General features: G+C 45.6%; 9 protein-coding genes. 8 read left to right on the forward strand and 1 reads right to left on the reverse strand.

What is annotated here, in order from left to right:
• Window positions 1-259 precede the first annotated feature (259 nt).
• The gene (locus ORJ00_RS15130; protein ID WP_306140256.1) at window positions 260-1,567 is read left to right on the forward strand and encodes a hypothetical protein; all 1,308 of its coding nucleotides are present in this window, start codon (window positions 260-262) and stop codon (window positions 1,565-1,567) included.
• 78 nt (window positions 1,568-1,645) lie between these two features.
• Here ORJ00_RS15130 and ORJ00_RS15135 read toward each other — a convergent pair whose 3' ends face one another.
• Entirely contained in the window at window positions 1,646-3,115 is a 1,470-nt protein-coding gene (locus ORJ00_RS15135) for an OmpP1/FadL family transporter (protein ID WP_306140257.1), read from the reverse strand.
• A gap of 305 nt (window positions 3,116-3,420) precedes the next feature.
• Between ORJ00_RS15135 and ORJ00_RS15140 the strand changes: the two genes are divergently transcribed.
• The 7 genes from ORJ00_RS15140 (at window position 3,421) to ORJ00_RS15170 (ending at window position 15,406) form a co-directional block, all read left to right on the forward strand.
• Window positions 3,421-4,494: an efflux RND transporter periplasmic adaptor subunit gene (locus tag ORJ00_RS15140; RefSeq protein WP_027672836.1), complete on the forward strand. Its 1,074-nt coding sequence runs from the start codon at window positions 3,421-3,423 to the stop codon at window positions 4,492-4,494.
• Between the two features lie 44 nt (window positions 4,495-4,538).
• On the forward strand, window positions 4,539-7,817 hold the full coding sequence (locus ORJ00_RS15145) for an efflux RND transporter permease subunit (protein WP_306140258.1): 3,279 nt from the start codon (window positions 4,539-4,541) through the stop codon (window positions 7,815-7,817).
• Entirely contained in the window at window positions 7,814-10,867 is a 3,054-nt protein-coding gene (locus ORJ00_RS15150; protein WP_306140260.1) for an efflux RND transporter permease subunit, read from the forward strand. The genes ORJ00_RS15145 and ORJ00_RS15150 overlap by 4 nt, the downstream gene beginning before the upstream one ends.
• Window positions 10,868-11,088: 221 nt before the next feature.
• Window positions 11,089-11,667 carry a TMEM165/GDT1 family protein gene (locus ORJ00_RS15155; RefSeq protein WP_306140261.1) on the forward strand — a complete coding sequence of 193 codons (579 nt, stop codon included), beginning with the start codon at window positions 11,089-11,091 and terminating at the stop codon, window positions 11,665-11,667.
• A gap of 143 nt (window positions 11,668-11,810) precedes the next feature.
• The gene (locus ORJ00_RS15160) at window positions 11,811-12,161 is read left to right on the forward strand and encodes a DUF4870 family protein (protein ID WP_027672840.1); all 351 of its coding nucleotides are present in this window, start codon (window positions 11,811-11,813) and stop codon (window positions 12,159-12,161) included.
• Window positions 12,162-12,292: 131 nt separating this feature from the next.
• Window positions 12,293-14,008 (forward strand): DUF8614 domain-containing protein, encoded by a 1,716-nt coding sequence (locus ORJ00_RS15165; RefSeq protein ID WP_306140262.1) that lies wholly within the window; start codon window positions 12,293-12,295, stop codon window positions 14,006-14,008.
• Between the two features lie 276 nt (window positions 14,009-14,284).
• Entirely contained in the window at window positions 14,285-15,406 is a 1,122-nt protein-coding gene (locus tag ORJ00_RS15170) for an efflux RND transporter periplasmic adaptor subunit (RefSeq protein WP_305976006.1), read from the forward strand.
• Window positions 15,407-15,429: the final 23 nt, after the last annotated feature.

The raw sequence follows: 15,429 nt of genomic DNA on the forward strand, positions 1-15,429 counted from the left end.
AACTGAATCGGTCTGCGTAATGAGCGCAGCAAGATTATCCTTTTTGCCGGTGGCGCTAAATACTTCATGAGCAAAAAATCATCATAAAAAAACGGTGTTAAAGTGATTAAGTTCAATCAATATTAATGCTTTATTGTAATTTGGTTTTTTACTTTGTCATTAAGTGTAACCAACTGTTTGAAATGGTGAAACAGCATAGAGTTATCCCAGTGAAGCCCTTACCCTGAGGACGTTAAATACTACCCTTCGGAAGGACTTCATGAAATTAGCTTATATATCTTCACTTGTGCTGTTAACAACTATGTTGGCAGGTTGCGGTGGCAGCAGTAAAGACGAGGCAACGGCAGAAAGTTATCTGCAATTTTATAATGGTGCGGCAATAGCGGGCAATACACTGTTAAAGGCCGGTGATACAAGTATTGGCAATGCAGCTTACGGTGACGTTAGCTCGCTGGTTGCATTAGAGGCTGATACTTATGCCGTTAAGTTTGTGGATGTGGCATCTACAGATGACTTGTTAGAGGAAAATGTTGCGCTAGCCAAAGACATGAAAACACTGTTTATCCTGACACAACAAGACCAGCAGTATGATCACCTTAGCCTGAGTTTTAAGCGCGATGCTGAACTGGAAGATAAATTTAATCTGCATATAGCTAATTTATCGGAGCAATATCCGCAGTTAGATATTTATATTGGTGCTGAAAATACCAGTTTTTCAGACGCTGAATTACTTGAATCACTTAGCCTGCACGAAGTAACAACGGAAGCAAAAAGTCGTGATCTTGGTAAGTTTAACCTGTTCCTGACAGAAGCCGGACAGACGACGCCAATTTTTACGGCGCAGTCAGTACATTTTGCTTATGAAAATACTTACGTCATGATTGTGCGTGATAAGCATGGCCCGCTTGCTGAGCAGTTATCGCTGGATATTGTACTGAATTCATCTAGTGTTACTGCCTACAACAATGTTGATGCCAGTGCGCAGTTCCGCCTGTACAACAGTTTGGATCAAAATATACAGCTTGCCTTAGACAACACCGTTGTGGCCAGTGTTGCGGCTGGACAAATGGGGGCTTATGTTAGCAGCGAGCAAGGTGATTACAGCCTGTCGGTGCGTACTGAAAATGGTGATGTGTTATTAAACAGTGCCTTGCTAAGCTTGGCTGCTGGTGATAGCAAAGCGGTGTTGCTGTATAACAATGAAGCCCAAGCGGCTGAAGCATTAACGGTACTAGAGCGTGATACGCCGCAACTTCAAGCGCATGATGTGCTGGTGGCTAATCTGGTGCCGGATTTTACCAAGCTACAGTTTTATTTTGTCCGTCAAAATGAAACCATTAGTACGGCCAAATACAGCATTAAAAACCTGGAATTTAAAAAGCAGCAAAGCATTAACTTACCCAAAGATGACTACGCTATTGCATTGGTTCAGGTTGCGGACAATGGCAGCACGACCTTGTTGGATAAAACACCCAGCATGATGTTAGAGCCAGGGGTTCACTATTCACTGTTGGCAGAAAAAGATGACGCCGCACCATCAGGATATCGTTTAAAACTGGTGCAGTAATGAACTTGTAAAATAGTTTAATAAATAAACAAAAGGCGATCATCAGATCGCCTTTTGCGTTATCAACGTTAAAGGAAGTTAAAAGCTGTAGCTGGCGCCAAGCGAAAACAATTGGCCTTTATTGCGGTAGTCGGCTTGATAACCGCTTTGATAAAGCCGCTCATTTTGCACATTATATTCGTGTTCATTCACGCTAACGTCACCAGTAAACAAGTAACCGTACGCAATATCAAAACTAAGATGCTGATTTAACTGCCAATGTGTACCTACAGTAATCCATAAGCGATCGTCAGTAGGAATGCGGGCCGTTTTGTGGCTTGTTGATATAGGGTTTTCATCATATGCCATACCGGCTTTTAGCGTAATGTCAGGTTGGTATTGGTAGGTTGCTCCAACAGCAAAGCCCCACACGTTGTGCCAATACTCTGGAATGTAGCCAATTTGCCCTTCGTTGTTCAGGTTTGCTGCAGTTTGCGTGTTAAGCGAAATACTCGGATTAGCGTCGTTACTGACAATATCGATGCTCTGAAACTCACTCCACTGAGTCCAAACTGCACTAAATTGCACTGACAACGCCTTTGTCAGCTGCTGATCAACACTAAATGCCGCTGATGCGGGAGTTGTTAGCGCCAGTTGACTGGCTTCCGTTAGCTTACTTTGTGACGCCAGTTTACCCGTGGATAAATCAATAGCAGGCAGGTGAGGGGCTACAACCATGAAATTAAGATTACCGACCACATTAGCTCCGGTAATCGGGGCGTTAGTAATGACAGAGTCGCCTTTTAAATTAAAACGAATTGCGGAATGGTACATCAATGCCAGGAGTGTGCCGTCAAGCGGCTCTGCGTGAATGCCTAACGTATAGCCAAAAGCAATATCATCGCCTTCTACTTCATAATGACTATTGCAGTAAGCTGCGTTATACACAGGTGCACCGAACATAGCATTTGTTGTTTGTTCGCCTAGCTCACACAGGCCGCTGTGATCTTTGTACTTTGATAAGGTACCCGCGGCACGGTTAATTGAGATACCAGCACCGACAGACCAATGTTTATTCAGGTTATAGCCAATGGAGGGTTGTAAGCTTAGCACCTGAATAGCTGTTTCATCGGCAAAATAGCGACCGACAAAGTCATTATCGTAATCTGATGACAGACCAAATGGCACATAAAAGCCGATACCCCAGCTTATGTTATTGTTGAGTTTGTCGGCATAAAACACAAAAGGGACCAATTCATTTAAACTATTTGCGCCTTCGGTACGACCAACTACTGATTGGCCGTTAGCGCTTTGTGCTTGTGCATTACCGTAATTAGTTTTAGCGCTAATCAGCGTTAGGCCGCCAGTTAATTGTGTGCCATCAAGCTTTGTGATGGCAGCCGGGTTTGAGTAAACCAGGCTGGCATCAGTAAGTTGTGCACCGCGACCAGCATAAGCATTGCCCATGCTGCTGACGGATTGTTCGAATAATTTATAGCCTTCAGCCTGTGCCGACAGACAAATAAGCGCAGAAAATACGGCAAGAGAAATAGCAGTTGTTCTAATCATATACATACCCCGTTGAATGTAAAACGCGGCAGTATAAAAGAGGTCGTACCTTAGAGTACATACTCTAGAGTGTAAGTGCTGATTGTTTAGTCGTTAATGTAATAAAAGCATATTTTGCTAAAGTGGTTTATATGACTAATAGTTAGTATTTTTAACTAAGTTAAAAGTGACCATTGAATAATGACACTTATTATATTTTTACTATGCCATTGAAATTGTTAGATTTAAATATTTTTATGACGATGGCATAGCAGCTGCATTGTCTGTGTTAACTTGCTTAAATACTGTTTTCCAAAGGAAGAATCATGAAAACGTCATCCCCTTTCAAAATGACCATCGTCGCCATGCTCGTTGCCAGTAGTATGCTGTTAACGGGGTGTAATCAAGCCAATAGTACGACGGCTACAACGACGGCTGAGGCTATTGCAGCCATTCCGGTGGAAGCGGTGCTATCGCGTAACGGTGAGATCAGCAGCAGCTACCGTACTACCAGTACACTAGAAGCGCGCGCTGAGGCTGAAGTGATCAGTAAAACCACTGGTATCGTGCAGCGCATATTTGTTGAAGAAGGTGACGCCGTAGAAGCGGGGCAATTGTTAGCACAACTGGATAATGAGCGTCAGCAGTTTAATCTGAATAAAGAAAAAGCTGAGCTAAGCCGGTTGGGAAGTGAATTAAAGCGCATGGAAGAAATGTATCAACGTCAGTTGATCAGTGCCGATGTGTTTGAAAAATTACAGTGGCAACACGATGCGTTAAAAGCTAGCGTAGATTTGGCTGAATTGGCATTAAGAGAAACCGAAATTCGTGCCCCTATCAGTGGCGTGGTGGCACGCCGATATGCCAAGGTTGGCCAGCTGGTTAATCAACACGCGACACAATCATTGTTTTACGTGGTCTCTAATCAACAGCTTGAGGCCGTGGTGTATTTACCCGAGCAGCAGCTGGCACAAGCCCATATTGGACAAAAAGCGCTAATGCAGTTTGCCGGTATGACGGCCTTTAACGCTGAATTAGTGCGTATTTCACCTGTGGTAGATGGCCAGTCGGGCACAGTGCGTGCCGTGTTAAAAGTAGCGAATAAACAGCAACAACTTAAACCTGGCATGTTTGCACAAGTGGAGTTGCAATTTGATGTAAAAGCGGACGCGTTGTTGCTACCTAAGCGGGCATTAATGACTACAGATAACACTCAAACCGTGTTTGTCGTAAATGATGAGAATAAAGTCAGCCGTAAACCGGTGCAGCTTGGATATCAATCAGATAACACCGTTGAGATTTTATCTGGCCTGAGCTTGGGCGATAAAGTGGTTATAGCCGGGCAGTCAGCACTTAAAGATGATGCGTTGGTGAATGTGGTTGCCGTTCGCGAATTCTAAGTCAGGCTTTTATAACAATAATTATATGCACAGGACTTGCTGCTATGAAACTGGTTGATACTGCTGTGACCCGTCCGGTCACAATATGGATGTTTACATTAGGAATTTTATTATTTGGCTTGGTAGCTGCGGGGCGTTTAGCGGTAAACCTGTTACCTGACTTATCTTACCCCAGCTTAACCATTCGCACCGAGTTTGTTGGCGCCGCCCCTGCTGAAGTGGAGCAATTGGTCAGTAAGCCAATTGAAGAGGCCATAGGCATTGTTAAAGGGGTTCGCAAGGTGCAGTCGGTATCTCGCTCAGGCCGCTCTGATGTGGTGATGGAGTTTGAGTGGGGCACTGATATGGATATCGCGGCTCTTGAGGTGCGCGAAAAACTGGACGTGTTATTTTTACCGCTCGAAATTGAAAAACCTCTGTTGCTGCGATTCAACCCTAATTTAGACCCGATTGTGCGTTTTGCATTAAGCCGTGAGGCCACTGAAGGCGCGGCGCTTAACCCCGCTCAGCTTGTTAGTTTACGTACCTTTGCTGAAGAAGATTTGCGTCGTCGGCTAGAGTCTTTACCTGGCGTGGCTGCAGTGCGACCTGATGGTGGTTTAAGCCAGGAAATACAAATTCTGGTTGATGCCGAAAAACTCAGCCAGTTACAGCTGGATATTAGTCAAATTAGTGAGCGCTTGCGGCAGGAAAATATTAATCAATCAGGTGGCCGGTTAGAAACATCAAGTTATGATTATCTGGTTCGTACGATCAATCAATTTGCCGACCTTAAACAAATCGAAGACTTATATATTGCCCAGGTGGGTGATAGCCAAATTCGTTTAAAAGATGTTGCCGAAGTACGCGACAGCTTTGTCGATAGACAAAGTATTACCTATGTCGATGGCAAAGAAGCGATTGAGGTGGCCATTTATAAAGAAGGTGATGCCAATACCGTGCAGGTCGCAAAAAACCTTATTGGTCAGCTTGATTCCTTAAAGAAAAGCCTGCCAGCGGGCTATATACTGACATTGGTCTATGACCAGTCAGAGTTTATTGAACAAGCCATTAACGATGTGAAGTCGGCAGCGCTAGTGGGCGGATTGCTGGCGATGCTGGTGTTATACCTGTTTCTACGCAATATATGGGCGACGTTAATCATCTCTATTTCCATTCCAGTATCCGTTATTGCTACTTTTAATTTGATGTACGGTCAGGGCATTACGTTAAATATGATGAGCCTGGGCGGCATTGCATTGGCGGTTGGCTTGCTGGTCGATAACGCCATTGTGGTGTTAGAAAATATTGCCCGTCACAAAGAACAGGGTAAAGACCCTTTTACGGCAGCAAAAATTGGCACCAGCGAAGTGGCGATGGCGATTACGGCATCAACATTGACGACTGTGGCAGTATTTTTTCCTTTGGTATTTGTTGAGGGCATTGCGGGGCAGTTGTTCCGTGATCAAGCGCTTACTGTGACGTTTGCCTTGCTAGCGTCTCTCGTGGTGGCGTTAACGTTGATCCCCACCATGGCGGCACGCGAGGGACGGGTTGCGGCTCACGATAATTTTACCCCACCTGTGGCAGATGTAAAAACACCTAAGCGCTGGTATTACTGGCTTACCTGGCCGTTCGTTATGATAGGCCGTGGCATCCGCGGGATATTTTTACTGCTGTTAAGTGCATTTACTTTGGTGTTTCGTCTTATTAGCCGGCTGTTAAGTCTGATATTTAAGCCGGTATTAAACATCGTGCAATGGATGTTACAGCTATTAGAGCGGGTGTATCGCAGAGCCTTACAAGCCGCATTGGCAGCAAAAGCGCTAACCATCACGTTGACACTATTGATTGCTGCAGGTTGTTTTAGTTTACTTCCCCGCTTAGGTGCAGATGTGATCCCCGCGATGAGTCAGGGAGAATTTTATGTCGAAGTACAATTGCCCGTTGGCAGTGCTATAGAGCAAACCGATGAGCTGCTGAAGGCATTAGCCGGTATTGCTGCAGAGCAAAGCATCGTTAAACGCAGTTATGCCCAAGCAGGTACTGGCGCACAAATGACGGTAGACCCGAGTATTGGTGGCAGCCATTGGGGCAGGCTAAATATTGTACTTGCCAGTGAAGCTACCGATGCCGATGAGCAACAATTGATCAGCCTGTTGCGCGATTACCTGGCAGCAAAGCCGGATGTGTTGGTGAAAATTGACCGGCCACAACTGTTTAGCTTTAGTACCCCGCTGGAAATTGAGCTGTCGGGTTATGAGTTAAAACAATTGAAAACAGCAGCCGATGCGATGGTTAATGCGCTGGAAGCAGAGTCGGGCTTTAGCGATGTTAAAACCAGCCTGCGTCAGGGACAGCCTGAAATTACGCTGTATTTTAATCATGATTTATTGTCGCAGTTAGGCATGACATCACACGATGTGGCAAAACGTGTCGCAGCCTATATTGGTGGTGAAGTCGCCGGACAATATTCTGTTAATGATCGCAAAGTCGATATTCGTGTGCGTTTGTCTGAACAGTACCGTCAGTCTGAGCAGCAATTAGCGCAGCTTATTATCAACCCAGGGAGTGACAAACCGTTGCCACTGTCTGCTGTTGCTGAAATACAGCGTGAAACGGGCCCCAGTGAAATTACCCGCATTGGCCAGCAACGGGTAGCTGTGGTTAGTGCTAATCTGGTATCAGGTGATTTAGAACAGGCTACTGCGTTGGCAAAACGGATATTAGCGCAGCAGAGCATGCCCTATGGCGTAACAGCTGCGGTAATGGGCCAAAGTGAAGAAATGCACCGGGCTTATACGTCATTGACGATGGCATTGTTGCTGGCGGTATTTTTAGTTTATCTGGTTATGGCATCGCAGTTTGAAAATCTGCTGCAGCCGCTGCTTATCTTATTTACCGTGCCTTTAGCGGGTGCTGGCGCCGTATTGGGGTTGTGGCTAACGGATACCCGGTTGTCGGTTATTGTATTCATCGGTTTAATCATGTTGGCCGGTATTGTAGTAAACAATGCCATTGTGCTTATCGACCGAATCAACCAATTACGTGGCGAAGGTATCGCTTTAACGCAGGCTATTATTGAGGCCGGTGCCAGCCGTTTACGTCCGGTGTTAATGACCACGCTCACCACAGTGCTGGGGTTATTGCCGATGGCCATTGGCGGCGGTGATGGCAGTGAAATACGGGCACCTATGGCAATTACCGTGATTTTTGGTCTGACTTTGGCCACGTTATTAACGCTGTTGTTTATCCCGGTACTTTATGGGTTGGTTAGTCGTGACACCATTGCAGCACGCACCGAAACCAGTGCTGGCGCAGTGAATGCGGAGACGTCGCTATGAGCCAGCAACCGCTATGGTTAACGCGTTTTGCCCTGACGCGGCCGGTAACCATTTGTATGATGTTTTTGTCGATGCTGGTGTTTGGCATTATAGCCAGTCGCATGTTGCCACTGGAAAAGTTTCCGGGTATCGACATTCCGCAAATTTTTATTAATGTGCCTTATAACAACGCCACACCAACTGAAATTGAGCGTTTAATTACCCGGCCGATTGAAGAGGCGTTAGCCACTGTGTCTGGCGTTAAACAAATGCGATCCTGGTCAAATGAAAACAGTGCCGAGATTTCACTGGAGTTTAATTGGGAAGAAAACATCAACAGTAAAAGCATTGAGGTACGGGAGCGTTTAGACGGCATACGTCATTTGCTACCCAAGGATGTTGAGCGTGTGTTGGTGTTTCAGTTTAATACCAATGATATGCCTATCTTCCAGCTACGCATTTCCAGCGAGCGTGATCTCGCCATGGCTTATGATTTATTGGAACGCCAGATAAAGCGGCCGCTGGAGCGGGTGCAAGGGGTATCAAAAGTTGAGTTGTATGGTGTAGAAAAACGTCAGGTGGTGATACGGCTGAACCCGGATAAGATGCGGGCGCTTAATATTGATGCGATGCAAATTGTTCAGGTGTTGCAGGCGAATAACTTTGCAATGACCGCTGGCGAGCTGCGTAACCAGTTCGAAAGTATTTTGGTCAAGCCGGTGGGCGAGTATAAACAGCTGGAACACATTGCATCATTGCCACTTAGGCCCGGCTTAAGTTTACGCGAAGTGGCGACGGTTGAACTTGAATTGCCCAAACGCGAAGACGGTCGTCATTTAGATCAAACTTATGCAGTGGGTTTAAACGTGTTTAAGGAGTCAGGTGCTAACTTGGTAGCGGTGGCTAAAGAAGCCATGAAAGTGGTTGAAGCGGCCAAGAGTGATCCTGCGTTTAATGGTATCAGCTTATATGTAATGGACGATATGGCTGATGGAGTAACAACATCATTGGCCGATTTATTAAGTGCCGGTGGGGTAGGCGCCTTATTGTCTTTTGCCGTGCTGTATTTATTTCTTCGCCACGTGGGAACCACCATGGTGGTTGTACTTGCGGTGCCGGTATCTATCTGTATCGCGCTAGGGGTGATGTATTTTCTGAATTACAGCCTTAACATTTTAAGCATGATGGGGTTAATGCTGGCCATTGGTATGCTGGTAGACAACGCCGTGGTTGTTACGGAAAGTATTTTTCGGGAACGAGCCTTAGGGGGGGATGTTAAAGCCGCAACCGCCAGAGGTGTTCGGCGAGTGAGCCTGGCGGTTGTTGCCGGAACCGCTACTACCGCCATTGTATTTTTACCCAATATTGTTGGGCAAAAAATGCAATTAACCATTTTCCTTGAACATGTGGCGATTGCGATTTGTCTATGTCTGGCTGTTAGCTTGCTGCTGGCGTTAACGCTTATTCCTTTGTTAACCACCATGCTAAAGGTGCAACCGGTGAAAGAGGTGCAATCCGGGGCAGTAGAGCGTGGATACCGCCGCGCCTTGCATTGGGTAATGTATCATCCTCTCTGGTCTACCCTGATTGCACTGGTGTTATTGGCCAGTATTGCTATTCCTATTGGCATGGTATCCGGCGGCGATGACGATGATGAGTCCAGCGACAGGATTTTTCTTAACTACAACATACAAGGTAACTATTCCAAAGATGAAGTTGAGGCTGAAGTCAACATTATGGAAACGTACTTGTATGCCAATAAAGATAAGTTTGATATCGACTCTGTTTACAGCTATTACCGTGCAGGAGAGGCCAATTCGATATTAATTTTAAAAGATCCTATTTCACAGCCTTTAATGCAATTAAAAGAATCCATTCGCAAGGACTGGCCTGCACTGGTAAGGTCAAAACCCTCCTTTGGCTGGGGCAGTAATGGTGGCTTGCAGGTACATTTACTGGGTAATTCTACCGAAGTATTACTGGAACTGGCAGACGAAATAGAACCTATGCTTGCTGCGGTAAGCGGCCTGGAGGATGTCAGCTCTGAAATTGCCCATGGCCAGCAAGAACTGCAAATTTGGTTAAATTTACCGCAATTGCAGCGCCATGGTTTAAACGCTCAGCAACTGGCTAACGCGGTGTCACTGGCACTGCGAGGCACTAACTTGCGCACCTTTAGGAGCGAGGAGCAAGGCGAGCTGTTAATGCGTGTTTTGTATGATGAACGCGTAAGCCATTCTGTTACGGAACTGGCTGCGCTACCGATATTAACCAAAGACAATATCGTCATAAGGCTTGAGCAGTTGGCCGAGCTTAAGTTTGCGCCACGTTTAGATAGGATCCAACGCTTTGATCGCCAAACGGGCATTGCCATTCGGATGAATTTAGCCAAAGACTATAAAATGGATACCGCGCGTGAGGATATTACAAAAGTGATGGACCAACTGACCTTGCCACCGGGCTATCGTTGGTCTTTTCAGGGCAGTTTTCAGCGTCAAGACGAGTCACAGCAAGTGATGATGATTAATATGCTGTTGGCCGTAGCGATGATTTATATTGTGATGGCGGCGCTATTTGAGTCGTTATTATTGCCAACTGCCGTTATTGGCTCGTTACTGTTTTCGTTGGTAGGGGTGTTTTGGGCATTTTTGTTCACGGGTACCACCATGGGCATCATGGGTATGATAGGAATGCTGGTGCTAATGGGCATTGTGGTTAACAACGGCATTGTACTGGTGGACCGTATTAACCAGGACCGACAAGAAAACCCTGACGCCCCGTTAAAAGCGCTGATTATTAGTGCCAGCGAGTCGCGTTTGCGGCCGATATTAATGACGGTTGCTACTACTGTATTGGGGTTGTTACCGCTCGCAATGGGCGGGACCCAAATTGGTGGTGATGGGCCAAGTTATGCGCCTATGGCTATCGCCATAATCGGTGGCTTGCTGTTTTCTACGCTTACCAGCCTGGTGTTAGTGCCGCTAACATACTGGGGGCTTATTAACCTTATCCAAGGTTGGAAGCATTGGCGAGCTGAATCACGGCGCTTGGCGGATAAAGTCTTTAATTGAAACTTTACTCTGGCGTGTATTGTATTTACACTGCACGCCAGCCTTAAGGGAGTAATCTGCAGCGTTTTTTTAGCTGCGCTCTGGTCAACATACTTGTGCCTCAAGCACATGGTCAGAGCATCAATGCAAAAGCATTGATTGATGAGACTTAAGACACATTAGTGGCCCAATGCGGGAGTCGCTACTGTGTCTTTTGTTTGTTTCCCGCTTAGGTACTGTTAATGGACGCTTTCCTGTCTTCTTTCACTGCTGTTGCCATTGCTGAAATTGGTGACAAAACTCAGTTATTGTCATTGTTTCTTGCTGCCCGATTTCGTGCTAAAGGCGCTATTATCGCCGGTATTTTAGTGGCTACCTTATTAAATCATGCGGCGTCTGCCTGGCTAGGGGTATGGTTAAGTCAATTTATTCCCAGCGGCTGGCATCAATGGTTGCTTGGTGGTTCTTTCATTGCGGTGGCGTTGTGGCTGCTTATCCCGGATAAAGACGACAGTGGTGACACGGGTGTACTAAGATTTGGTGCCTTCTTTGCCAGTTGCGTATTGTTCTTTTTAGCTGAAATTGGTGACAAGACACAAATTGCCACGGTTATTTTAGCCGCCAGTTTTGAGCAATCGGTATGGCTGGTGATTGTTGGCACTACCTTGGGTATGTTGGCGGCCAATGTGCCAGTGGTTTATGCCGGAAGTTGGTTGCTGCAAAAAGTCTCTTTGCAATGGGCACGGCGCAGTGCCTGTGGTGTGTTTATAGTGCTGGGAATTTATATTATCTGCTCCGAGCAGTTGGTTACGCCAGGTTAATTAAATGTGTTGTTGGCTGAAGCCATTGATTAATATTGTTTTAGCGGTTATTTTGCTAAACGGAACCGGGGTGTCTGCTTAACATGGAGTTGACGCTGGTTTTAACAAAAAAACAATATCAGCAGTATAAAGGAGAGAGTGTCATGAATGACATTAATGCACAGCCGGCAGTAAACAGCTCAACAGCAAAGCTGGTTTATATTTTGTATTTGGTAGGGATAATTTTTGGTGTCACCGGTATTGTCGGTGTGGTTATGGCTTATATTAACAAAAGCGATGCCCCAGAATGGCTGCAGAGTCACTATCGTTTTCAGATCCGCACGTTTTGGATTGGTCTGGTTTATATTTTAGTTAGCGTTGTGTTAATGATGGTTGTTATTGGTTGGTTGACATACCTGCTATGGATTGTATGGCTCATTATCCGCAGCGTAAAAGGGATGAAACAACTTGAAAAGCAAGAAGCTGTTCAAGACGAAAAAACCTGGCTGTTCTAACTCAGTTAATTTTAAAAAAGCGAAGCACAGGCTTCGCTTTTTTATTGTTTTCAATTGGGCTCTTGCAACCAGCGGGCGCTTTACCTACCCTAAACCCATTAGTTTCTTGATAATAATAACAGGATTACATTATGCGCTATAACGCCCTTTGGCTTACTCTTACGTTAGCTGGAGCAACAACGCTTTTTGCTTGCTCCCCTACAGAAAATAATGGCGTTCCACAAAGCGATGCTGCTACGCAAAATGCGGCGCAACATTCTGACGCTTCTCTTGCTGCCAGCTACAGCTTGTTGCCTGACTTTGAAAAGCGTTTAGACATTTATCACACGGTTGACTTTACCGCTGATTTGTCCTCGCTGAGTACTAATCAACAATTGATGTTAGCAAAGCTGATTGATGCAGCAAAAATTATGGACGACTTGTTCTGGCGCCAGGCATTTGGTCAGGACAAAGCGGCATTTCTTAGCCAACTACCGCAAGGGAAAATACGTCAGTTTGCCGATATTAATTATGGCCCTTGGGACAGATTAAAAGGCGATGAAGTATTTTTAACCGGGTTTGATAGAAAAGCGCCTGGCGCGCAGTTTTATCCGGCGGATATGACCAAAGCGGAATTTGAAGCAGCCGATTTTGCCGATAAGACTGGGCTTTATTCAGTTGTGCAGCGTGATACAAGCGGAAAGCTACACACTGTGCCGTATTCTGTAATCTATAAAACAGAGTTAGAAGCGGCAGCGAAGCTGTTAACTGAGGCGGCTTTATTAGCACAAGACAAAGAATTTGCCAGCTACCTTAATTTACGCGCACAGGCACTGTTGACGGATGAATATCAGCCGTCAGATTTTGCCTGGATGGCAATGAAAAATAACCCGATTGAGCTGGTTATTGGCCCCATTGAGACATACGAAGATCAGCTGTTTGGCTATCGTGCTGCCTTTGAAGCTTATGTGTTGGTAAAAGATTTAAGCTGGAGTGAGAAGTTGGCCAAGTATGCAGCAACTTTACCGGCACTGCAGCAAGGCTTACCGGTTGCTGAAGAATATAAGGCGGAAACCCCCGGAGCGGATGCTGATTTAAACGCCTACGACGTTATTTATTATGCGGGGCATTCCAACGCGGGGTCAAAAACGATTGCTATCAACCTGCCAAATGACGAACAAGTGCAATTGGAAAAGGGCACGCGGCGTTTGCAGTTAAAAAATGCTATGCAAGCCAAATTTGATCACATAATGCTACCCATAGCAGAGTTACTGATTACGCCAGAGCAACGTAAGCATGTCACCTTCGACGCCTTTTTTAACAACACCATGTTCCACGAAGTAGCACATGGTTTAGGCATTAAAAATACCATTAACGATAATGGCACTGTGCGGCAGGCATTAAAAGAACATGCCTCTGCATTAGAAGAGGGCAAGGCTGATATTCTTGGTTTGTATATGATTACGCAACTAAAGCAGCAGGGCATGTTGCAAGATGGCGCACTGGAAGATTATTACACTACCTTTATGGCAGGCATTTTTCGCTCGGTTCGGTTTGGCGCTTCCAGTGCACACGGTAAAGCAAATATGATCCGTTTTAACTATTTTGCCGAGCAAGGTGCTTTTGTGCGCAATGCCGATGGCACATACCAGGTTAACTATCAGAAAATGCAAGATGCAATGGCATCTATGTCGGCGTTAATTTTAACCTTACAAGGCAATGGCGATTATGATGGTGTGGCGGCATTGGTTGCTGACAAAGGCATCATTAAAGCGCAACTGGCAGATGATTTAGCTCGTTTGTCTGCGGCAGATATTCCTGTTGATGTGGTATTTAATCAAGGTAAAGCCGTATTAGGGCTTAAATAAATACCGATCCGTAAATAAAGCAGGCTAGTTGCGGTGTGCCTGCTTTATTTGTTACATTTTTAGTCATAAACTTATCACGGTTTTGCTGTAAACTACCTGTCGTTAGAATTTATCTGATCTTGTTAAAGGTTTGCACTGTACTGATGCAGCCACCCTGATGTCAGCATCACATATTGTTGGTGTTCGGTTGTAATGTTCGGGCAAGCGTTACCTGTTGCTCATTGCATAACAGCGATGATGCTAATAGCATTTTTTACGTACTATCTGGTTGAATTTATGAATAAAATTAAAGCTTTTTTTCTTGCCATTTTACTACTTCTTGTAGTGTTTGCCGTTCTGGCTGGCGTAAAAGGTAACCAAATTGCCATGATGATTGCATCAGGTGAGCAATTCGTACCGCCACCGGAATCTGTAAGTGTGACGTCAGTAGAGCGGCAAAGCTGGAATAATCGTTTTTCAGCAACGGGTACGGTACTGGCAGACGAAGGCGTGATGATATCTGCTGAAGTGTCTGGCAAGGTTAAGCGTATCATGTTTAAGAATGGTGCTTTTGTTGAAGCAGGTACGGTGCTTCTGGAACAAGAGTCAAGCAACGAGCAGGCTCAGCATCGGGCGGCATTGGCCAGGCTAACACTGGCGCAACAAAATTATGATCGCCTGGTTGAGCTACGTCGTGACAAAATCGCGACCCAAAGTGAAATTGATACCAGCAAACAGCAGTTAGATTCTGCTCAGGCTGATGTAGACAGTTTGCGTTCAACACTAGAGAAAAAGATACTACGAGCCCCATTTTCTGGCCGTTTAGGCATTCGCGTGGTTGATGTTGGTGCCGATTTACAACCCGGCGCTGAAGTGGTATCGCTGCAGGCCAGTCATACAGTAAGGGTTAACTTTCCTGTTCCACAACATACGCTTAGTCAAATTACGATTGGATTGCCGGTAAGTATTAGTCTTAATCAAGGCAGTGTAACCGTTAACGGTGAAGTGAGTGCTATTGCTGCAGAATTAAGCAGTGTCAGTCGAAATGCGATTGTGCAGTCGGTGTTGGATAACAGTGACAAAGCACTCGTTCCTGGTATGGCCGTTGCCGTAGATGTAACACTGGCGCAGCCGTCAGAGGTGTTAGTGGTGCCAGCGACGGCACTCATTTATGCACCTTATGGTGACACTGTCTTTATCGTGGAAAAAGCCAAAGAAGGTCAAGGGTTAGTGGCACGACAGCAATTCGTTCGTTTGGGTGCGTCGCGCGGTGATTTTGTTGAGATCCTCGAAGGTGTGAAAGCTGGTGATGAAGTGGTGACCTCCGGTGCATTCAAACTGTTTAACGGTCAAAGTGTGATTAAAACTGACAGCCCAGCGCCAAAGTACAGCACTACACCTACACCGGCTGATGCCTGATATCGGTTAGTTTGAAAAGTAAC

The organism is Rheinheimera baltica, from assembly GCF_030731985.1.
Lineage (GTDB): Bacteria > Pseudomonadota > Gammaproteobacteria > Enterobacterales > Alteromonadaceae > Alishewanella > Alishewanella baltica.

What these genes read in the sequence shown, in the direction of transcription:
- ORJ00_RS15130 (WP_306140256.1), top strand. Translation starts at nt 260, where the DNA reads ATGAAATTAGCTTATATATCTTCACTTGTGCTGTTAACAACTATGTTG.
- ORJ00_RS15135 (WP_306140257.1), bottom strand. Translation starts at nt 3,115, where the DNA reads ATGATTAGAACAACTGCTATTTCTCTTGCCGTATTTTCTGCGCTTATT.
- ORJ00_RS15160 (WP_027672840.1), top strand. Translation starts at nt 11,811, where the DNA reads ATGAATGACATTAATGCACAGCCGGCAGTAAACAGCTCAACAGCAAAG.
- ORJ00_RS15140 (WP_027672836.1), top strand. Translation starts at nt 3,421, where the DNA reads ATGAAAACGTCATCCCCTTTCAAAATGACCATCGTCGCCATGCTCGTT.
- ORJ00_RS15165 (WP_306140262.1), top strand. Translation starts at nt 12,293, where the DNA reads ATGCGCTATAACGCCCTTTGGCTTACTCTTACGTTAGCTGGAGCAACA.
- ORJ00_RS15150 (WP_306140260.1), top strand. Translation starts at nt 7,814, where the DNA reads ATGAGCCAGCAACCGCTATGGTTAACGCGTTTTGCCCTGACGCGGCCG.
- ORJ00_RS15170 (WP_305976006.1), top strand. Translation starts at nt 14,285, where the DNA reads ATGAATAAAATTAAAGCTTTTTTTCTTGCCATTTTACTACTTCTTGTA.
- ORJ00_RS15155 (WP_306140261.1), top strand. Translation starts at nt 11,089, where the DNA reads ATGGACGCTTTCCTGTCTTCTTTCACTGCTGTTGCCATTGCTGAAATT.
- ORJ00_RS15145 (WP_306140258.1), top strand. Translation starts at nt 4,539, where the DNA reads ATGAAACTGGTTGATACTGCTGTGACCCGTCCGGTCACAATATGGATG.